Source organism: Rhizobium centroccidentale (assembly GCF_030182565.1).
Lineage (GTDB): Bacteria > Pseudomonadota > Alphaproteobacteria > Rhizobiales > Rhizobiaceae > Rhizobium.
The window spans coordinates 262,334-282,816 of the sequence record NZ_JAQJCG010000001.1 but is presented as its reverse complement, the minus strand read 5'-3'; the positions used below and the strand labels follow the sequence as shown (position 1 = coordinate 282,816).

At 59.4% G+C, this 20,483-nt stretch carries 17 protein-coding genes; 11 read left to right on the top strand and 6 right to left on the bottom strand.

Annotated features, from left to right (window positions below; translation table 11 throughout):
* Positions 1 to 144: 144 nt before the first annotated feature.
* Complete coding sequence (locus PH562_RS01250) at positions 145 to 372, bottom strand: hypothetical protein (protein ID WP_374817971.1); 228 nt, start codon at positions 370 to 372, stop codon at positions 145 to 147.
* Between the two features lie 543 nt (positions 373 to 915).
* Here PH562_RS01250 and PH562_RS01245 point away from each other — a divergent pair.
* The 6 genes from PH562_RS01245 to PH562_RS01220 all read left to right on the top strand — a co-directional run bounded on the left by PH562_RS01245 (position 916) and on the right by PH562_RS01220 (position 7,382).
* Positions 916 to 1,926: a substrate-binding domain-containing protein gene (locus PH562_RS01245; RefSeq protein ID WP_285171066.1), complete on the top strand. Its 1,011-nt coding sequence runs from the start codon at positions 916 to 918 to the stop codon at positions 1,924 to 1,926.
* Positions 1,927 to 1,972: 46 nt separating this feature from the next.
* The gene (locus PH562_RS01240) at positions 1,973 to 3,247 is read left to right on the top strand and encodes an ABC transporter substrate-binding protein (RefSeq protein ID WP_285171065.1); all 1,275 of its coding nucleotides are present in this window, start codon (positions 1,973 to 1,975) and stop codon (positions 3,245 to 3,247) included.
* A gap of 71 nt (positions 3,248 to 3,318) precedes the next feature.
* Positions 3,319 to 4,170, top strand: coding sequence for a carbohydrate ABC transporter permease (locus PH562_RS01235; RefSeq protein ID WP_285171062.1), 852 nt, complete (start codon positions 3,319 to 3,321; stop codon positions 4,168 to 4,170).
* Positions 4,167 to 5,027 (top strand): carbohydrate ABC transporter permease, encoded by an 861-nt coding sequence (locus tag PH562_RS01230; RefSeq protein WP_285171061.1) that lies wholly within the window; start codon positions 4,167 to 4,169, stop codon positions 5,025 to 5,027. Before PH562_RS01235 ends, PH562_RS01230 begins: the two co-directional genes overlap by 4 nt.
* Before the next feature lie 13 nt (positions 5,028 to 5,040).
* Positions 5,041 to 6,099: an ABC transporter ATP-binding protein gene (locus PH562_RS01225; protein ID WP_285171060.1), complete on the top strand. Its 1,059-nt coding sequence runs from the start codon at positions 5,041 to 5,043 to the stop codon at positions 6,097 to 6,099.
* Positions 6,100 to 6,131: 32 nt separating this feature from the next.
* Positions 6,132 to 7,382, top strand: a complete 1,251-nt coding sequence (locus PH562_RS01220; protein WP_285171058.1) for an MGH1-like glycoside hydrolase domain-containing protein — start codon at positions 6,132 to 6,134, stop codon at positions 7,380 to 7,382.
* A 325-nt stretch (positions 7,383 to 7,707) separates the two neighbouring features.
* Here PH562_RS01220 and PH562_RS01215 read toward each other — a convergent pair whose 3' ends face one another.
* From PH562_RS01215 to PH562_RS01205, 3 genes are read right to left on the bottom strand one after another with little or no spacing between them, the layout of a single operon-like run.
* Positions 7,708 to 8,955: a c-type cytochrome gene (locus PH562_RS01215; RefSeq protein ID WP_285171057.1), complete on the bottom strand. Its 1,248-nt coding sequence runs from the start codon at positions 8,953 to 8,955 to the stop codon at positions 7,708 to 7,710.
* Positions 8,952 to 10,718, bottom strand: a complete 1,767-nt coding sequence (locus tag PH562_RS01210) for a GMC family oxidoreductase (protein ID WP_285171056.1) — start codon at positions 10,716 to 10,718, stop codon at positions 8,952 to 8,954. The genes PH562_RS01215 and PH562_RS01210 overlap by 4 nt, the downstream gene beginning before the upstream one ends.
* Before the next feature lie 2 nt (positions 10,719 to 10,720).
* Entirely contained in the window at positions 10,721 to 11,482 is a 762-nt protein-coding gene (locus PH562_RS01205; RefSeq protein ID WP_113232396.1) for a gluconate 2-dehydrogenase subunit 3 family protein, read from the bottom strand.
* A gap of 182 nt (positions 11,483 to 11,664) precedes the next feature.
* Here PH562_RS01205 and PH562_RS01200 point away from each other — a divergent pair, with 182 nt between their 5' ends.
* Entirely contained in the window at positions 11,665 to 11,961 is a 297-nt protein-coding gene (locus PH562_RS01200) for a hypothetical protein (RefSeq protein ID WP_285171055.1), read from the top strand.
* 61 nt (positions 11,962 to 12,022) lie between these two features.
* Here the strand turns inward: PH562_RS01200 and PH562_RS01195 are convergent, their stop codons facing one another.
* A complete protein-coding gene (locus tag PH562_RS01195; protein WP_285171054.1) occupies positions 12,023 to 12,655 on the bottom strand; it encodes a response regulator in 633 nt (210 codons plus the stop codon).
* Positions 12,656 to 12,818: 163 nt separating this feature from the next.
* Positions 12,819 to 13,844: a LacI family DNA-binding transcriptional regulator gene (locus PH562_RS01190; RefSeq protein ID WP_285171053.1), complete on the bottom strand. Its 1,026-nt coding sequence runs from the start codon at positions 13,842 to 13,844 to the stop codon at positions 12,819 to 12,821.
* A 156-nt stretch (positions 13,845 to 14,000) separates the two neighbouring features.
* Between PH562_RS01190 and PH562_RS01185 the strand changes: the two genes are divergently transcribed.
* The 4 genes from PH562_RS01185 (at position 14,001) to PH562_RS01170 (ending at position 20,000) form a co-directional block, all read left to right on the top strand.
* The gene (locus PH562_RS01185) at positions 14,001 to 16,742 is read left to right on the top strand and encodes a glycoside hydrolase family 2 protein (RefSeq protein ID WP_285171052.1); all 2,742 of its coding nucleotides are present in this window, start codon (positions 14,001 to 14,003) and stop codon (positions 16,740 to 16,742) included.
* Positions 16,743 to 16,904: 162 nt separating this feature from the next.
* Positions 16,905 to 18,164: an extracellular solute-binding protein gene (locus tag PH562_RS01180; RefSeq protein ID WP_285171050.1), complete on the top strand. Its 1,260-nt coding sequence runs from the start codon at positions 16,905 to 16,907 to the stop codon at positions 18,162 to 18,164.
* A 64-nt stretch (positions 18,165 to 18,228) separates the two neighbouring features.
* Entirely contained in the window at positions 18,229 to 19,122 is an 894-nt protein-coding gene (locus tag PH562_RS01175; RefSeq protein ID WP_285171049.1) for a carbohydrate ABC transporter permease, read from the top strand.
* Between the two features lie 140 nt (positions 19,123 to 19,262).
* Complete coding sequence (locus PH562_RS01170) at positions 19,263 to 20,000, top strand: carbohydrate ABC transporter permease (protein WP_285171170.1); 738 nt, start codon at positions 19,263 to 19,265, stop codon at positions 19,998 to 20,000.
* Positions 20,001 to 20,483 lie beyond the last annotated feature (483 nt).

The window sequence follows — 20,483 nt, the reverse complement described above, 5'->3', positions numbered from 1 at the left end:
GATGCACAATCGAGTGAGCGTCTTCGCGGAATGACCCCTATTCGAAGAAAGTCAGGCCTTTGGCGCATCTCGAAATGTCACCTGAACCTTGAATGGCAGGTGCTCGCCTTAACGTAGCATCCCTCGCGCTCGCTGATGACCGTGTCAATCGAACGGATTATCGAGATATACCCGATCTACGAGCTTCAGGCTGCGATCGGGCTGCAGGATGTAGGTCTCGCGCACCCGTTCGCCCCACTGATCCGTGAATGTGTGGGGGACGATGCTGCCGACGGGTGACTTTTGTAATCGTTGCGTCGGTTGCCCACCATAGGTGATGCTTCCTGGAATAGGCTGCAGCTCCGCTTGGGTGGATTGGCAAGCCGCCAGCATGCCTGCCAAAACTCCAATGGCGACTATTCTTCTCATCGCATTCTCCAATTTCGCTTCGGCACACCAAACCACATGGTAAGCAAGGAAGTTCCACCGGCGGAGTCTTGCACCGTTGTACGACCCCAGAGCCCTGAACGTTTCCCAAGCGCGGCGGTTGCATAATGGTCTTTTCGGACTCGTCAGCTGCCCAGTCCAAATCGACAGCAGCCGCTTTTACTGAGAATTCCTCGATCTCACCTTCAGCTTATCAATATGTCGATCAGGCTGTTAAATCTCGCGTATCTTATTGAGACGTCCTGTGGCCACGTCCATGCGGCAGACAATCTTCTGCAGAACGCCGATCGGCCCACCACCAAGCTGGACGGCGCGCAAGGGAGCCATCGCTGGAGCGGTCCTTGCCTTATCGGAATCGATAACGGCATCGCTTCCAGTGGTAATGACCACAAATAATCGCTTCGACCATGCACCGTGAGGATCCAAAACGTTTTGGCTTGACTCCCAAAACGTTTTGGAGAATTCTCTGCCCCATTCCGGAGGACGATCTTGGCAAATCTCAAGCAACTCGCGCAGTCGCTCGGACTGTCGATCACCACGGTTTCCCGTGCACTCGACGGTTACGGCGATGTCTCTGCAGCAACCCAGAAGCGGGTGAGAGAGGCTGCAGACATGGTTGGCTACCGCCCGAACGCATCGGCGCGCAGGCTAAGAAAACAACGTGCGGAACTCGTTGCCATCACGCTGCCGAGCGACCCCGGGCATATCGGTCCGCCGCATTTCCTCGACATGCTCTCCAGCTGTGCCGAGCATCTTGCAAGTGCCGGCCTCAACCTGGTCATCGCGCCTGTGCCACGCGGTGAAAGTGAACTCGACATCTGCCGTCGTTTCGTTGATGGCCGCCGCGTCGACGCCATGCTTCTCGTCCGCACCAGACGGCAGGACGAACGCGTCGAATTTCTCCAGTCGCGCGGCATTCCCTTCGTCACCAACGGACGCACCGAAAGCCTCGTACCCCATCCCTATATCGACGGCGATGGTTTTGCTGGGTTTCACGCGGCAACGGTCCGTTTTCAGGCCGCCGGCCACCGCCGCATCGGCCATATCGCCGGGCCACAGGAATATTACTTCGCGCATGTGCGCCGCACGGGCTGGAAGGCCGCGATGGACGAGGCAGGGCTGAATGCAGATCTCTGTGCCGAAGGCGCGCCCACGGAACAGGGCGGTTATCTCGCCGCACTGGAATTGCTCCGGCAGCCTTCGCGTCCCACCGCGCTCGTTTGCTCCACGGACGAAATGGCGATCGGAGCGCTCAGAGCGCTACGCGAAATCGATGGGGGCGAAGCGATCAGCATTGTCGGTCACGACGATCTGCCGACGGGCGCCTTCACCAGCCCTTCCCTCTCGACCATGCGCATGACCGGCGAAAACCTCGGCGCGAGCTTCGCCTCGCTGCTGTTGCGGGCGATCGCCGGCGAGCCTGCGGAGGAACTGCAGGAGCTTCACGCGATCGAATTCATCGATCGCGACAGCCATCGCCGCCCGATGAAGGCGGCATGATCCGACATAGTGCATCACGGATAAGAACAATGAAGGAGGAGAGAATATGAAACGCATCACGTCATTCGGAATTCTGGCTTCCACTGTGCTGGCCTTTGCTTCGCCGGTGCTTGCCCAGACGGTTTTCGTATCCACCCAGCTTCGCCCGATCGAAGAGGCGACCGTCGTGCGGCAGGACCTGCTGAAGGATGCTGGCAACGTGGATTATGTGGTCGAGGAACCCCCGCAGTTCGCCGTACGCATGGAAGCCGAGGCCAAGGCCGGCAAGCACACCGTCAGCCTGGTCGGTGCGCTGCACGGCGAGCTTTCACCACTCGCCGACAAGGATCAGCTCGAACCGCTTGATGATCTCGCCAAGAAGCTCGCCGCCGGCGGCATGCCGCAATCGCTCCTCGACCTCGGCAAGCTCGGCAAATCCACCCAGCAATACATTCCGTGGATGCAGGCGACCTATGTCATGGCCGCCAAGAAGGAAGCCCTGCAATACCTGCCAAAAGGCGCCGATATCAACGCCATCACCTACGATCAGCTGATCGAGTGGGGCAAGAACATGCAGCAGGCGACGGGCCAACCGCAGATCGGCTTCCCGGCCGGCCCGAAGGGCCTGATGGCACGTTACTTCCAGGGTTATTTCTACCCATCCTTCACCGGCGGCGTAGTGCGCACCTTCAAGAACGCCGATGCCGCGGCAGGCTGGGAGAAGCTCAAGGCGCTCTGGGCCTATGTAAATCCCAACTCGACCAATTACGACTTCATGCAGGAGCCGCTGGCCGCGGGTGAAGTCATGGTCGCCTGGGACCATGTCGCCCGACTGAAGAATGCCATTTCCGCCTCGCCGGACGACTATGTCGTATTCCCGTCTCCGGCCGGCCCGAAGGGGCGCGGATACATGCCTGTTCTCGCGGGCCTTTCGATCCCGAAGGGTGCCCCGGATGCGGCGGGTGCGATGAAGATCATCGAAACACTGACGGCCCAGAAAATCCAGCTGCTCACCGCGTCCAAGGTCGGCTTCTTCCCGACGCTGAACGTCCAGCTGCCGCCGGATCTCGACAAGGGCGTCGCACTTCTCGCCGGTGCCGTCACCAAGACCCAAGCTGCCAAGGATGTAGTGATCTCGCTTCTTCCAGTCGGCCTCGGCGACAAGGGCGGCGAGTTCAACAAGGTCTATATGGACAGCTTCCAGCTGATCGTGCTGCAAAACCAGCCCGTCGGCGAGGTGTTGGCCAAGCAGGGCGCCGTCATGACCAAGCTGATGACCGATACCAAGGCTCCCTGCTGGGCACCGGATGCCAAGAGTGACGGCGCCTGCCCGGTTCAATAATCCTCCCTGGATGCCTGGGCGCAAATGTCCGGGCATTCTTTCCGCAACCCTGCTTTTCGAGGCGGGAGCCCATGACTCAAAATCGACCCTTGATCCCCTATCTGCTGATCCTGCCATCTGTCGTTTTCCTCGGCCTGCTTTTCATCGTGCCGCTGGTGCAGACGATCTGGCTGGCGGTCTCGGATGATGGCGCACCGTCGCTCGCAAACATGCAGCGCATGGTGACGGACATCAATTTCATGCAATCGGTGCGCAACACGTTTCTGCTGACGATCGTGGTCGTACCGGTCCAGATCGCCATCGCGCTCGCCATGGGCACGATGGTCGCCAAGATCGACCGCGGGCGGGAGACGATTCTGTGGATTTGGACGATCCCGCTCGGCATTTCGGATCTCGCTGCCGGCCTCGTCTGGCTGTCGATCCTCCAGAATACCGGTTATTTCAACTCGCTGCTCTTCAGCCTCGGCGTCATCAGCCGCCAGGCGAGTTGGCTTTCCTACCAGACGCCGGTTGCGCTTTTCATCGCCATCGCGGTGGCGGAGATCTGGCGCGGCACGGCGATCGTCATGGTCATCGTCGTCGCCGGCCTCAACCAGGTGCCGAAGGAGTTCAAGGAAGCCGCCGAAATCTTCGGAGCCGGTCCCTGGACGCGCTTCTGGAAAATAACCCTGCCGTTGATCCGCCCGGCGCTCCAATCGGCCCTCATCCTGCGCACCGTGCTCGCCTTCGAGGTCTTCGCAGTCGTATACGCACTGGGCGGCCGCAATTTTCCGGTCCTCGTTGGCGAAGCCTACAACTGGCAGAACCAGAACCAGAATTACAGCGTCGCGGCCACCTATGCGGTTCTGATCATGGTCATCTCGCTCGCCGCAACCCTCGTCTATCTCAAGGCCTTCAAGGTCGATCCGGAGCGCCTGCCATGAACACGCAAGCCATCAGTTCCGAAGCAGCCGCCACCGCCAATCCCGCAAGCTTCGTTTCATCGCGCCGCTGGTTGCTCTGGAGCGGTATCGCCGCGCTTTGTGCCTGGGTTCTGGTTCCGATCTATCTCGTGGCGCTAGGCGCACTCGGCGGGCGACAGGGCGTCTACATCTGGCCGAAGACCGGCCTGCCGACCGGCATCTCGCTCGAACCCTTCATCCTCTTCCTGCAGACGGAAGGGGTCGTCCGCTCCTTCCTCAATTCGCTGGGCGCCGCAGGCATCACGGTAGCCCTCTCCATCCTGCTCGGGGCACCCGCGGGCTATGCGCTCGCCCGCTACAATTTTCCGGGCAAGGACAGCTACCGGCTGCTGGTCCTTCTGACGCGCGCCTTCCCGCTGGCGATCCTGGCGCTGCCGCTCACCGTCTCCTTCATCCGGCTCGGCCTTTACGATACGATCGTCGGCGTCGGCCTGATCCATACGGTCCTGGCGCTCCCCTTCGCGGCTCTAGTGACCCAGGGCATTTTCCTCGGCGTCCCGAAGGAGCTGGAAGAAGCCGCATGGGTTTTCGGCTGCACCCGCATCCAGGCCTTTTTCAAGGTCGTGGCGCCACTCGCCTTGCCGGGCATCGTCGCAACGGCCGTCTTTGCGTTCGTCATTTCCTGGAACGAAGTCTTTGCCGCCTCGGTGCTGACGGTGCGCAACCGCACGCTGACGGCCTATCTGCTGACGGTGCTTTCCGAAAGCCCGATGCACTATCGCTTCGCCGGCGGCCTGATGCTCATCCTTCCCTCGGTTGTCTTCATCTTCGCGGTCAGGCGCTACCTTTTCGCGATCTGGGGCATTTCCTCCAAATAACAGGACCAATTCCATGGCCAATATTGTCATCGACCGTGTCCGCAAGAGTTTCGGGGCATTCCAGGCCCTGAAAGAGGTCTCGCTGACGATCAACGATGGCGAATTCGTCTCGCTTCTCGGCCCGTCCGGCTGCGGCAAGACCACGCTCCTGCGCATCATCGCCGGTCTCGAAACCGCATCCGGCGGCGATGTCCGCATTGGCGACAAGCCGGTCCTCGGGCTCGCTCCCAAGGACCGTGGCCTCGCGATGGTCTTCCAAAACTACGCGATCTTCCCGCATATGACGGTCTACGAAAACGTTGCCTTCGGGCTGCGCATGCAGAAGGCAGACGAGGCGCGCATCAAGGCGCAGGTCGAAAAGGCCGCCGGCCTGCTGCATATCGAACAGTATCTCGACCGTTATCCGAACAAGCTTTCGGGCGGCCAGCGCCAGCGCGTCGCCGTTGCCCGCGCGCTTGCCGTCGAGCCCAAGGTACTCCTCATGGACGAACCGCTCTCCAACCTCGATGCGCTGCTTCGCCTCGAAATGCGCACCGAACTCAAGACAGTGCTGCAATCGGCCGGCACGACAACGATCTACGTCACGCACGACCAGACGGAGGCGATGGGCCTTTCCGACCGCATCGCCGTCATGCATGGAGGGATCGTCGAGCAGGTCGGCTCGCCGGTCGATGTCTACAATCATCCCGCTACGCGCTTCGTCGGCGGGTTCATCGGCAATCCGCCGATGAACTTCATCAAGGTACCCGTCCTGAACGGCCAGGTCTCTGCCGGTATCGAGCAACTGAATGCACCGCAGGAAGCCGGTAAGGAGATCATCCTCGGCCTGCGCGGCGAGGCGGTGGAACTCGCGGGCCTGCCCGAGGGCCTCGAAATGAAAGTGCGGGTCGCCGAACCGATGGGTTCACACCTGCTCCTGACCGGCTCGATCCACGATCAGCCCGTCCGCGTCATCCTGCCTGCCTCCGAGACCGTCAGGAGCGGCGATACGATCGGCCTGAAGCTCGATCGCAAGCGCATCACCTGGCTTTCCCCCGAAAGCGGCCAATCCTTTCCGGCCGTCATGGCCTAGGGGCGTCCCTCCCCAAATACCGGAGTACCGACATGAACCTCCATATCGATCAAGCCAAGCGTATTCTCGTCGCCAACGACCGCGGCGGCTATACGGTGCCGACGGACCGGCTCTACCCCTTCCAGTGGAACTGGGATTCCGCCTTCGTCGCCATGGGCTTCGCGCTTTACGATACGGACCGCGCCTATCGCGAACTGGAGCGGCTGGTCGAGGGCCAGTGGGCCGACGGCATGATCCCGCATATCGTCTTCCATCAGCCGAGCGATACCTATTTTCCGGGCCCGAACGTCTGGCGCACCCGCCATACGATCCCGACCTCCGGCATCACCCAGCCGCCCGTTTTCGCCATCGCGCTCCGCAAGCTGCACGAAGCCACTGGGGACAAGACCCGCACCCTGCCGCTCTATGAGGCGGCCCTGAAATGGCATCGCTGGTGGTATGCGGCTCGCGACCCTGAAGGGACCGGCCTCGTTGCCCTGCTTCATCCCTGGGAAAGCGGCAGCGACAATTCTCCCGCATGGGATGTCGCGCTTGCCCGCGTTCCCACCACCACCGACACGCCGGTCGTGCGGAAGGATACCGGCCATGTGAACGCTTTGATGCGTCCCCGCGACGAGGACTATCAGCGCTTCATCCACCTAGTTGATACCTATGCCGCCTGCGGCTGGGAGCCGGCCAGACAGTGGGCGAAGGCCCCCTTCAAGGTCGCCGAGATCCAGACCACCGCGATCCTGCTCAAGGCCGGCGAAGACCTCGAAGCACTCGCCCACGAATTCGGCCGCAATGAAGATGCGTCCGAGATCGCCGCACTCAATGAAAAAACTCGCAACGCGATCCTCGCCCAGTGGCGACCCGATCTGTCGCGTTTCGTATCCCGCGATCTCGTTTCGGGCTGGGATGTCGAGGCACCGACACAAGCGGGGTTCATCCCGCTTCTGTCGCTCGATCTCGACCAGGCGGTCGTCGGCGCTCTCGTCGATGAAATGAAGGCATGGTCCAAGGGGATGAAAGTCGCCTTCCCGACCGTAAAGCCCGGCGTCGCCAGCTGGGAGCCGAAACGATACTGGCGGGGCCCGGCCTGGGCCATCATCAACTGGCTGCTGATCGACGGCCTGAAGCGCAATGGCCGGATCGACGAAGCCGAGAAGCTACGCAAGTCGACCATCTCGGCGATCGAGGCGGAGGGTTTTGCCGAATATTTCGACCCGGTCACCGGGGAAGGCTGCGGCGGCCTTGGCTTCTCCTGGACGGCTGCAGCTTATATGTGGCTCGTCGCGTCGTAAATTAGGCACCGGTCGCGCCCGCGAATAAATCTTAGGTCGTGCACCAGTCTAATGTAAGCGCTATTTTGCTCCTACCTTCCGCACAGCTGGTTGATCGTTGATGTTGTGCTCGAATGGGGCTTCGACATATGACGATTGCAGGACTTACGCATAGCATCAAGGCTGATGCTGTGGTGCAGCGGTTTGGCCGCACGCTATCTTTAAATATGCTGACACGACGCTTCCTTCCGTTCGTAACCCGAGCCATCTGGATTTGGAGCTAAGCGGTAGAAGCGATCCGCAATCCGGCATCTGGATTTTTTCAAGAAACCGTCAGACCACACGATCATTGCTTCTTTAAATAGTCACGCAGACTTGCAACATCCGCGGACTTTACCGCCGGTGCAGCATTGCCCCAGCTATTGCGAACATAGGTCAGGACGTTTGCAACCTGTTCGTCAGACATGTTCCAGTCGAAGGCGGGCATCGCGGGGGAGGTACTGACGGCATCTGTGCTCCCGGCTCGACTTCCGGCGAGGACCACATGGATTAGCGATGTTGCGTCATCGGCGTTGACGAGCGGCGCGTCGGCAAGCCTTGGGAACAGTTTTGGTATCCCCTCGCCCGCCGGCGTATGGCAGCCGGAACAACGGTCGGCATAAAGAGCCGCGCCAGCCTTCATGACAGGCTCGGATTGCGCGATGGCGGCAGGTGCCGCCGTTGATGTTTCGCCGCTGTCCTTGAGGTAGGTGGCGATCGCTGCAAGATCGGAATCGCTGATCCTGGATGTAGACTTGGTGACGACTTCCGCCATCGGTCCAGACGCCAGATCAAACCGGTTAGCACCCGTCTTGAGATAGGCAACGATATCGTCCATGCTCCAGTTGCCGATGCCTTGATGCTGATCAGTGGTTATATTGGGAGCATTCCATCCCTGTATGACGAACCCTTGCAATGCCTTGCTGTCCTTGTCTCCTCCGAGCGCATTCTTCGGCGTGTGGCATGTACCGCAATGCCCGGGCCCCTCCACGAGATAGGCTCCGCGATTCCATTGCTCGCTCTTGGCTGCATTCGGTTTGAAAACACCTGCAGTGAAGTTCAGGGCGTTCCAGCCGAATAGCGACCAGCGCTGGTTATAAGGGAACGGCAGCTGGTTGACCTCGACCTGATTTTTAACTGGCTGCAACGTTTGCAAATAGGCGAAAAGCGCTCCGTTGTCCTCAGCGGTCATTTTAGTATAGGCAGGATACGGCATGGCGGCGTAGAGATGATAGCCGCCCCTGCCGATCCCTTCGGACATGACGCGCTGGAAATCTTCCTTCGTGTATTTGCCGATGCCGGTTTCGCGGTCCGGGGTTATATTCGGTGTGACCAGATCGCCGAAGGGTGTTTCGATGCTCAGACCGCCGGCGAAGGGCTGCCCTCCTGGCGCGGTGTGGCAGGCCGCACAATCGCTCAGAATGGAGAGATAGCGGCCCCGGTCGACCACGTTGAACTCCGCATCGCCCAGGAATTGCGCCATGGCAAGTGACGATAAGCCCCCAACTGCGGCTACCGTCACCCCGACCCGGAATTTCCAGAGCGCCCTCGTCATGTGCGCACCATCGGGCCTGGATCTTTAAGATAGATGTTCCTGATTGCATCGGCAGCCTTGAAAGCGAGGGCGGCCGCAGTGCCGGTCGGATTGTAGCCTGGATTCTGCGGAAAGGCGGAAGCGCCGACGACAAACAGGTTCGGCACATCCCAGCTTTGCAGATATTTATTGACGCAGCTGTTGGCGGGGTTTTCACCCATGATAAATCCGCCAACCACATGCGACGACTGATAGGGAACCGTATTCCAATGACCTTTCATCGGGTTCTCCACGATCTGGCGTGGCCCCATGTGCCTGGCGATGTCGGCGACCTTCGACGTGCAGTATTGTGCCATCTTGAGGTCGTTTTCAGGGAAATCGAAGGTAATGCGCAAAAGCGGCCGTCCGAGACGGTCGGTATAGGTCGGGTCCAATGAGAGATAATTGTTCCTGGTCGCATAGCTCGAGGCCTCGCAGCCGATCGACATGGCCGACAGGTAATTCTTCACCGTCGCCTTTTTCCATTCCTTGCCCCAGGCGGGCGTTCCCGGCGGCACGGGCCGATAGCTGATCGGAGCGGCGCCGATCGGCGTGACGCGGATCGACCCGCCACCGAAGAAACCGAGGCCGCCATGGTCGAAATTGTCATTGTTGAATTCATCGATCCCCATGCCGACCGCGCCCCCGCCGATAAAGGGATTGAAGTTCTTGTCATCGAAGAAGAGCTGCACGCCATTGGCCGTCTGATAGCAATAGTTGCGTCCGGTGGTGCCTTCTCCAGTTGAGGGATCGTAGGGTTTACCGATCCCGGATAGCAGCATCAGACGCACGTTTTCGAAGGTAAAGGCGCCGACAACGACAAGATCTGCCGGCTGCTCCCATTCCTGGCCTGAGGTATCGGCGAAGAGAACGCCGGTCGCCTTTTTACCGGTGGAATCGGTCAGCACTTTCAAGACTTCGGAGTTCGTCCTCGCCGTAAAATTCTGCCGGCGAACAAGCGCCGGGAGAATGTTTACGATAGGGCTGGCCTTGGAATAGTTGGCGCAGCCGTAATTGGTGCAGAACCCGCAGAAGGTGCACGGCCCCATGGTTACGCCAAGAGGGTTGGTATATGGCTCGGAAATCAGCGAAGACGGCACTGGAAAGGGCCGATAGCCCATCTCCGCCGCGGCCTTGGCGAACAGAACAGGCCCATAAGGCTGGCGAAGCGGTTTCGTCGGATATTCTTCCGAACGGGGGCCCTCGAACGGATTGCCTCCCTCTTGAATCTGACCGCGGAGATTGCCGGCCTTGCCGGAGGTCCCGACGATGCGATCGAAGGCTGTATAGAACGGCTCCATCTCGTTCCAATCCGTCCCCCAGTCCTGCAAGGTCAGTTCGTCCGGAATGGCTGCGGGGCCGTAACGCTCCTGCAAATAGCTCTTCAGCCGGAACTCCTGCGGCTGAAAGCGGAAGGTGATGCCGGCCCAATGATTGCCGGCGCCACCCGTTCCGTTTCCAGGATGGAAGGAACCCCAATTGCGCATAGGCAGGGCAGTTTCCGCGGGATTGTTGCGGACGGTCACCGTATTCTGGGCCGTACGCAGCATAAGTTCCTGCCGGTGGATATAGCGGAGTTCGTCAGGAACGGACGCAATGCTGAAGTCGCGCGCCGTGTCGCGCCAGGGTCCGCGCTCGATCGCAACGACATCGAGGCCGGCGGCCGTCAGTTCGCTTGCCACAATGGCACCGGTCCAGCCAAGGCCGATGATGGCGACATCCGTGTGAGGCAGCTTCGTCGCCATCGTCAATCCTTTCCGATGTTCCATTCGGGCCGCCCGGCAATGCCGACCGGCGGCAGATCAAGCGTCTCGTTATGGCGCTCCACGTAGTTTCGGTAGTCGTAATGGGCGCCGGGAAAGCCGAGCATCCTCCAGGAGACCATGTCCTTGTTGCCGCCATAGATGGGATCGGCGAAGAACCCCTCCATGGTGTTGGCATGGACGAGCGAAAAAAAGGCCATGGAATCAATGGCCTGCATGGCGATTTTTCCATGCTGAAGATCCGTCAGCACCTGATCGCGCTGTTCGCTCGTCAATTTGGCGAAGGGCTGCTTGAAGGTGGCGGAACAGTGTTCATTCAGTGCCGCAATGCCGATGCGGTAACGGGCACGCGGAACAAGCGACGATTGATCTCCCTGTTCAGGCGTACCAGGCTGAAAAGGACCCCGCATGTAAAGCCGGTCGAAGTTGCCGAAAAAACCTGCCAGCTGCCGGTCGATGTATTCGGTACAGCCTGCCTCTTTTCCGCTGATGCTGAGCTCATCGGCCGGGATCAACTGCTCGGCAATGGCGCCGATCGTCTCTGCTTCCTCATCGGTGAAGAAAAACCATCGTCCGGACGCTGCCGCCGAGGGCACATCCGGCGGACTCGCGTCAAATGGGATCCAGGGACGTTCCCCGCCGACGACGAGGGCGCTCGCCCTTTGCACGGACCCAAGGATGATGGCAACTGCCGTGGATGAGAGGAATGCACGGCGGGTGTGGCCCCGAGCACGTTTACGTTCCATCGAAAATACCCTCGATTAACCAGTATTCGCGCGGGCTCAGGTGACAGGAATAGGATCGAAGTGAATTGTCCCGCTCGGCAACGGAAAACATATGCCCGCTCTAAATATCTGCGACGGGCTTCGGAACTTCGGGCAGCTGCAAAAGTTCCGAGTGAACTTACAAGAATGTTGAGGAGAAAGCCATGCTCTCGAAAATCGCGGCCACCTCGCTTATTTCACTTTGCCTAGCCACAGCCTCGCTGGCACAATCCAACAGCTCCGACGGCGCAGCCAGCGATCATTCACCTCCCGCTTCCGCGACAAACCAAGATAAACCGGTGCAGGGAGACAACAAAACCGGAGCGAACGGGGCACAGGACACCGGCAAGAAGACGAAGGCGGATTCGAACAAGAATAGTGGCGGCTGCAACAATCAGGCCAATGCAATGACCTCGACATCGGCTAATCAGGAGCAAGCGGGTTCGCAGAGCTGCGATTGACCGCTCCTGCTCATTGCCGGGGCGGGCTCAGGCTGAGCCGCGACTTCAACTAGGAGACTCATCAGTGCTTATGATGCGCGGGGCGGCGCATGGCACCATGGGTCTTGGAGTCCGCGAGCGAAGCAGCCACCGCGGCCCAATCTGCGGGTTTGGCGAAAGTCGGAACCCTTCGATAGATTGCAGGAACCTGCCGCCCCTCATAACCTGTCACGAAGGCAAACGGGATCCGCTTCATGCGCAGAGAGGCTGCGACTGGATAAACCATCTGCCCATCAAGAGCGATATCGAGAAGAGCTCCATCAAGCATGATGTCCTGAGACTTGAGGATCTGGAGTGCGTCATTCACGTTGGCGACCGGACCGACGACTTCGGCGCCGGACTCGTTCAGCTTTTCCTTTGCCTCCATCGCAATCATGTATTCATCCTCCACGACAAGAAACCGCTGGCCCGAAATATCGGTCATGCCGCGACGGCGGGAAAACCGCTCGTAGGCTACAAGCCGGCAAAGCGCGTCCAGGCGATCCGGCAGGATGAGGCCGCGCATATACATGTGCATCAAATATCGGGCGAACTTCCGTCTTTCTTCCGTACGCACGGTGAACCAAGGTTCCGCGCATATCCGGTCGAACACTTTTTGCAGGATCTCCAGATCGTTTGGTTCGAAAATGCCGTGTGAAAGAGCAAGGGACGTCATTGGTGAACTCCTTTCACCACTACGGAAACGCACGCACCCCACCTTTGTTTCATGCCAACAGGGCAAGACCTTTCGCTCATAAAAGAGCAAACCCCTTCGCGCATTCGAGGCCTTCAGCGAATCGTTGAGAAAGCAACACGCTCGGGCCGTTCCTTCATTGCATTCAAGGCGGTGGGGCGATGGAAGCGCGAAGGATCAACTGGCACTCCATCTTCAGCCTCACTGGCGGCTTCTTCGGCTGCATCACCTTTTCCAGAAGCTCGGCGACCGCCCAACGGCCCATATCCTCGTGCGGCAGCTTCAATGTTGTGAGTGGCGGCAGGATTTTTCGGGCGAGGCTTTCATCGTCGAAACCGATGACGGAAATATCGTCGGGAATCCTCAATCCGCGCATCCTGATCGCATCATAGGCGCCCATCGCCACACGGTCGGAAAAGCAGAAAACCGCCGTCGGCGGCAACGGCAGATCGAGGAGCTGCAGCATCTTTTCCCGCCCGAGATCGAGCGACCAGGCTTCCGAAAGGATCAGTTCGGGATCGACGGCGATATCGTAGGTCGTCAGCGCCTGGCGATAGCCGCACAGACGATCGCGCGCCGCTTCAAGCCGCTGCCTGCCGGCATCGATCATGGCGATGCGGCGATGGCCGGCCTTTATCAAGGCTTCCGTTGCCGCATAACCGCCGGCATGATCGCCTGGAATGATCGAAGAGAACTCGGCCCGCTGCTGATGACAATTCAGAAGGACGGCCGGATAGTTGCCAAGTTTGGAAGGCAGCACCGGCGCCAGCTGGGTGATGAGCGTGGCGTAGATTACGCCGACGATCTGGCGCCGTCCCAAATAGTCGAGAATGGATTCGGCGAATTCGACCTGTCCGCCCGTCACGACGGTGAGCGCCGCCAAGCCCTGCTCTTCCGCAGCGCTCCGAACACCTTCTATCAGCGGCGCAGCATGCTGCGAGGCCATGAGATCGTCGATCAGGAGAACGATGATGCCGCCGATCGGATCATTGGCCGGCGCGGTCTTCTGGTAGCCAAGTTCCTCGGCGACCGCCAGCACGCGCTCGCGCACTTTCTCCGAAACCCTCTTGCCGGGCGCTTCGTTCAGCACCAGTGAAACCGTCGCATGCGAAACGCCGACCTGCGAGGCGATATCGGACATGGTCGGTCGTTTCGTCGTCTTGTCGTTCACTCAGTTTCTTTCTCGGACTCAAGGGCAGTCTGCACGCACGTTAGGAAATCTGACGGACAATGTGAAGCTACGGCCCTTGCGGAAGTTAAGTTTATAAGTTACGAAACTTGTCTGTAACTTATTTTGTGACTTAATCCAACCGAAAAGCCCGCGGCTATGACCATCGCCTCCCACCGTTTCGCCGATACTCGTTCCGGGCCGCGTGCACGCCTGTCTCTCGACGGAACCTGGGACTTTCAGCTGGAAGGGCAAACGTCGACGACTGTCGCCGTGCCCGCGCCCTGGCAGGCTCATTTTCCAGATCTGCGGGCCGCGGCTGGCGTGGCAACCTATTCCCGCGCCTTCACGGTGCCGCAAGAGTGGCTTGACCGTCAGGTCATCGTGCATTTCGGTGCCGTGAACTATTTCGCCGAGGTCTCGGTCAACGGCCGTGCTCTCGGTTCTCACGAAGGCGGCTATCTGCCGTTCGAATTCGTCATCCCTGCCGATCTATTGACCGGCGAGTTGCGTCTGGATGTGAAGGTTACGCTGCCGAACGCCGATGTCCGGGCCTTCCCGGATTTCCCGTTCGACGAGATCCCGCATGGCAAGCAGAGCTGGTACGGAATGCTGGGTGGCATCTGGCAATCGGTCTGGCTGGAGTGCCGCTGCGAGGCGCATATCACCCACCAGGCCATTCGCGCCGATCTCGCAACGGGCGATGTCGCTATCGATGTCGAGCTGGCAGCAGCTTTTACCGGCGTCTTGAAAATCACGCTTCTCGATCGCAGCGGTGCGGTCGCAGCTTCGACCGAAGTTGCGCTCGATGACGAGGCACGGGCATCGGCCGCGCTCAAAGTCGCCAAAGCGGAGGCGTGGTCGCTTGATGATCCCGCGCTCTATCGGGCCGTTGCCGAGCTATCCGAGAGCGACACAGTTCTCGATGTCGCCGAGCAGAATTTCGGCTTTCGCAGCTTCGAGGCAAAGGATGGAAAGTTCTTCCTGAACGGCGAGCCCTTCTACATGCGTGGCGCACTGGATCAGGATTATTATCCCGAGGGCATCTATACACCGCCGTCGCTGGAGTTTCTGGAAGACCAGGCACGCAAGGCGAAGGAACTCGGGCTCAACCTCCTGCGCTGCCATATCAAGGTTCCCGATCCGCGCTACTACGATGTGGCGGACCGGTTTGGCCTGCTGGTCTGGACGGAGATTCCGAACATTCAGACCTTCACCGAGAAATCGGCGAAGCGCCTGCTCGATACGATGGAAGGGATCCTGCGCCGCGACGGTAATCACCCCTCCATCGTGATCTGGACCATCATCAACGAGGATTGGGGAACGCGCCTCGTCGAAAGCGCCGATCAGCGAGCCTGGTTGAAAGGCGCCTATCACTGGCTGAAGAAGAAGGACCCGACACGGCTGGTCGTCGACAATTCCGCCTGCATTCCGAACTTCCATGTCGTCTCCGACATAGACGACTATCACTACTACGCCTCGGTTCCGGAAATGGCACGCGAATGGACTGACTGGGTATCGGCTTTCGCGGCGCGGCCTGAGTGGTCCTATTCGCCGAACGGCGATGCAAAACGGCGCGGCGACGAACCGCTCGTCGTCTCCGAGTTCGGCGTCTGGGGTCTGCCGCATCCGGAAAAACTCAAGCAGGACGGCAAGGAGCCGTTCTGGTTCATCAATGGCCTGGAATGGGATAGCGACGGTGCGACCTATCCGCATGGCGTCGAACAGCGATTCCGCACCTATCAGTTCGACAAGGTCTTTCCGTCCTTCGGCTCCTTCATCGAGGACACGCAGTGGCATCAGTTCAATGCCCTCAAATTCGAAATCGAGGAGATGCGCCGCCACGCCTCGATCCAGGGCTATGTCATCACCGAGCTGACCGATTTGCACTGGGAAGCCAATGGCCTGATGGACATGCAGCGTAATACGCGTGCCTATCACAGCCGCTTCCACGAGATTAACACCGATGTCGTCATCATCCCGCGCATGCAGCGCCATGCTGTGTGGGCAGGCGATACCGCCAATATCGAGCTCGAAATCTCGACCGGGGGCAAGGCGCTCCCCACGGCCGAGCTAAGCTGGAGCATCGATGGTACGATTGCCGGAAAGATGGTGATCCCGGCTGTGAATGCGACATCGGTGCATCATCTGCCGGCACTTTCTCTGTCCTTTGAGCCGGCCATGGCCGGCAGACAGGTCAGCATCCAGTTTGCGATCACCGCCGGCGGCAAGGAGATTGCGCGCAACAGCCTCGAGGTCAGCGTCTATGGCAGCCGCTCCAAGCCGGTCCTTTCCGTATTCTCGGCCGAACCCGAAATCACGCAATATCTGACTGCGCTCGGCTACACGCTTGTCGAGGCCGGCAAGGCGGATGTGCGGGTTGCGTCTTCCCTCAGCCAGGCCGATATCGACGCCATGGAGCACGGCGCCCATTATGTATCGCTTGCCGATGTGGCGCCGCTGCCGTTCGGCAATCTGCGCAACGACCAGCCGAACTGGAATTACCCGACAGGGGGCGATCGCGGGCAATCCATGCCGCAGATGCGCGTCACCGAACGCAACGGCACCATCTGGAAGGGCAATTGGGTCACCGGCTTCAGCTGGGTGAAGCGTTCGGGGAAATTCGAGCGCCTGCCTGGCGGCCCGTTGACCGATCTCTCCTTCGTCGGCGTCAACCCGAACCGCGTCATCACCGGTTTTCGGCCGATCCATTTCGACGGCTTGGTGCATGCAGGTACGATGGTGGGCTGGATCCACAAGCCATGTGCAACCATTGCCGAAAGGAAGGTTGGCGCCGGCCGTATCGTCGCCACGACCTTCGGCCTGATGCGCGAAGCGGCCGGTGTCGATCCGGTGGCGGTAACCTTGCTCGATTGCATCATCGAGACGGCAGCGGGATAGGTGGCCAAAAGATTGAACCGCCGCATATGACCCGGAGGAAGTTGAGGCGGTCCAGACAGCTGCAAGGGATATCACGCGGCTCGTTAGCCGCTGCGCAAGGCATAAGGGCCACCCAGCAAAGAGCGGCCCGGGAGGAAAACAGAACAGCCTGGAGGAGAGAGAATGCGTAACCTGTTGAGAACATCGATTGCGGCGTTAGCCCTCATGACTGCCTTTCCGGCATTCGCAGTCGAAAATGTCGTCTGGTGGGACTTTCTGTCCGGAGGCGACGGCGTGCGAATGAAGGCGCTGATCCAGCGCTTCAACGACGAGCATAAGGACAAGATCCAGATCACGGGCACGACGCTCGAATGGGGTATCCCCTACTATACCAAGCTGCAGACATCCGCCGCCGTTGGCCAGGGTCCTGATATCGCCACATACCACCTGTCACGCCTGGCAGCCGCAGTTGCGGCCAAGACCGTTTCGCCGATCGATCCGAAGGAGCTCGATGCCGTCGGGCTGAAAGACAGCGACTATCCGCCGAACGCAATCGCCGCCTCGACGGTCGATAACGTCCGCTATGCCGTCCCCTTCGACGTGCACGGAGAAGTGCTCTACTATAACAAGACTATACTGAAAGAGCTGGGCGCATTGGGCAACGACGGCAAGCCGACCGGCATCGACACGCTGGAAGGCTGGCGCGCGTTGCTGGCCAAGGCGAAGGACGCCGGCAAGAACGGCGTCGTCATCTCCTCATCCAACGGCGATCTGCGCGATATCTATACCCTGTTTGGCCAGGAGGGCGGCCAACTGACAGCCGACGGCAAGTTCCTGCAGGGCGACAATTTCGACAAGATGCAAAAAGCCTACAATGAAGTCGCCGATTGGGTGAAGCAAGGCTGGGCCCAGCCTTATATCGACACCGAGACCATCACCCCCACTTTTCTCGCCGGACAATCCGCCTTCTTCCTGAACGGCAATTGGGAGCTGCCGACCATGGAAACCGAAGTCGCCAAGGGCAACGGTTTCGATTATGGCATGGTCAACATTCCGGCCTGGATGGGCAAGCCCGCCAACTGGTCGGACTCACACTCCTTCGTGATCCCCAACAATGTCGGCAAGACCATGACTCCGGAAAAGCGCGCCGCGGTTCTCGAAGTCATCCGATGGATGAACGTGAACTCGCTGGAATGGGCTGCTGCCGGCCACATTCCGGCCTATCTTCCGGTCAGCACGTCATCAGCCTACAAGGCGCTTAAGCCGCAGGCGGACTACGCCGCCATGGCGCTCAACGCTTTCTACATGCCGAAGACGCCGCTGACGGGTGCAGCATCGAAATTCGACGACGATTGGCAGAACATGGCGTCGGGGCCGCTGAACGGCGACGGCGACGTGAAGGAAACACTCGCGAAGTTTCGCGATCACATGAACTCTCAGTGACGCTTTCTTCAACAGCTCCGGGGCTCTTCCTGCCCCGGGGCTGCGCTAACGAGAGAGGTGATGGATGGCCGCCGTCAGCAACAGGAAACAGGATAATGTCGTTGCAGCGCTGCTAGTCGCACCGGCGGTCATCGCGTTTCTGGTGATCTTCGCCTATCCGACATGGCGGATGGTGGCGATGAGCCTGACCAATGCGCCACTGATCGGACCGGGCGAATGGATTGGCCTCGACAATTATGCGCGCCAACTCTCCTCACCCCAATTTCAAAAGGCGCTTTTGAATACGCTCTACTTCATTGTCCTGACCGTCGTCCCCGGCACGTTTCTTGCGCTATTCATTGCCATGGGCATCAATCGCCTGAGCGGGCGCATACAGATGCTGGTTCTCGCCTGCTTTTTCCTGCCTTCGATCCTGCCGGTGTCGGTAGTGACCCAGATCTGGACCTGGATTGCAAACATGCAATACGGTGTCATCCAGAATGTTATCGGTCTGTTTACCGGCGGGCGGGCGCTCCCGGTACTGCGTTCGCCAACCTATTTCATGCCGTCGGTTGCAGTGGTCACCATCTGGTGGACGATCGGCTTCAACATCCTTCTGTTCCTTGCGGCACTGCGCAGCATCTCGCCCGACGTCTATGAGGCGGCCGCACTCGACAATGCCAACCGCTGGCGCGTGTTTTCGAGAATAACCTGGCCGCTGATCTGGCCGGTGACAGCGCTGGTTCTGACGCTGCAGCTGATTGCGCAGTTCAAGATCTTCGCCCAGCCCTATCTGCTCGGCTATTTCGCCCATACGCCGGCGGATGCGCAGGCCGTTGTCATGACCGTCATCTACGATCTCGCCTTCAAGCAGAACAAGGGTGGCGAGGGCGCGGCCGTCGCGACCATCCTGTTCGTCATCATTCTCATCGCCTCCGTCCTGCAATATCAGTTCCTGCGTGCGCGAGGGGAAAAATGAGTATTCTCACGACAAGCGCACAAACTGACCTGACCGCGGCAAAGAGCCATGTCGCCTCCCGAGGCTGGAGCGGGCACGCGCTGACCGCCCTGACGGCGTTCGGTGCTCTCATCTGGTTCTTTCCGCTCTACTGGGCGGTCATGACGTCGATCAAATCGGACACCGAGGTGGTAAGCCGCTCGCCCGGGCTCTTCCCGAAAGCACCGACGCTCGAGCCCTATCGCTACGTGATCGAGCATTCCAGCATCGTGCAATGGTACATGAACTCGGTCGGCACCTCGGCTATCATTGCGGTTCTGGTGCTTATGATGAGCGTCGGCTGCGCCTACGCACTCAGCCAAATCCAGTTTCCCGGCCGACGTGTGATTTATGGGGCATTGATCGCCTCGGTGATGGTGCCGGCGGAGGCGCTCATCATCAACCATTTCGTGTTGATGAACATGTTCGGTCTCATCAACAGCTGGGGCGGCATCGTGTTGCCGCAGCTGGTGGTGCCATCGGTCATCATCATTCTCAAGCAATTCTTCGACCAGATTCCAAAGGAATTCCGCGAGGCGGCGATGCTCGACAACGCCGGGCACTTGAGAACGCTCTGGAAGATCTATGTGCCGATGAACTGGGGCGTGATCACTGCGCTCGGCATCACAACCTTCATCGCGGCATGGAATAATTTCCTATGGCCATTCCTGGTCGCGACATCGGACAGCACAATCACCATTCCCGTCGGGATTACCCAGGTGAAGGATGTTTTCGGCGTGCGTTTTGCCAAGGACATGGCCGCCGCTGTTCTGGCCGGCCTTCCCGTAGCCATTCTCTACCTTGTCTTTCAGAAGCAGATTACGCGCGCCATCATGCTTTCAGCCGGAATAAAAGGATAGGCAGCCTGCGCCATGGCAGGACGGGATTGCGGGAAATCTCTCCGAATCATCCGAGACCATGCGACCGGCGCGATAACGTCAAAACATGGTTCCGATAGACTTGCCTGAAGCCGCGGAAGGATCTGTAGCCAAGTGCCTTGACCATGCGCGAGAGGGAAGACGGGCCTTCGATTGAAGTAAACTCAACGTTGGCTTTCTTCTTCGGCAAGCTTGTGCACCGCTTCGATCAGTTCGAGTTCCGGTCCAACCGCAAATTATAACAATGTTCTGGTCAACCTTAGGACACGACGCTGTGCCGGACGTGGTGATGTTTATGGCTTCCAAGCCCTCTGGCTGTCGAGTTTCACGACGCTTTAACCCGAATTTTCATTTGGAGGGTGGCCCACTGAGTCACGGGAGCGGGATGAAAGCGCCGGAGTTTGAAAAAATAATTCGAAGTGATCCTATTTCTGCGAAATGAAAAACCTATCAAATGAATGGATA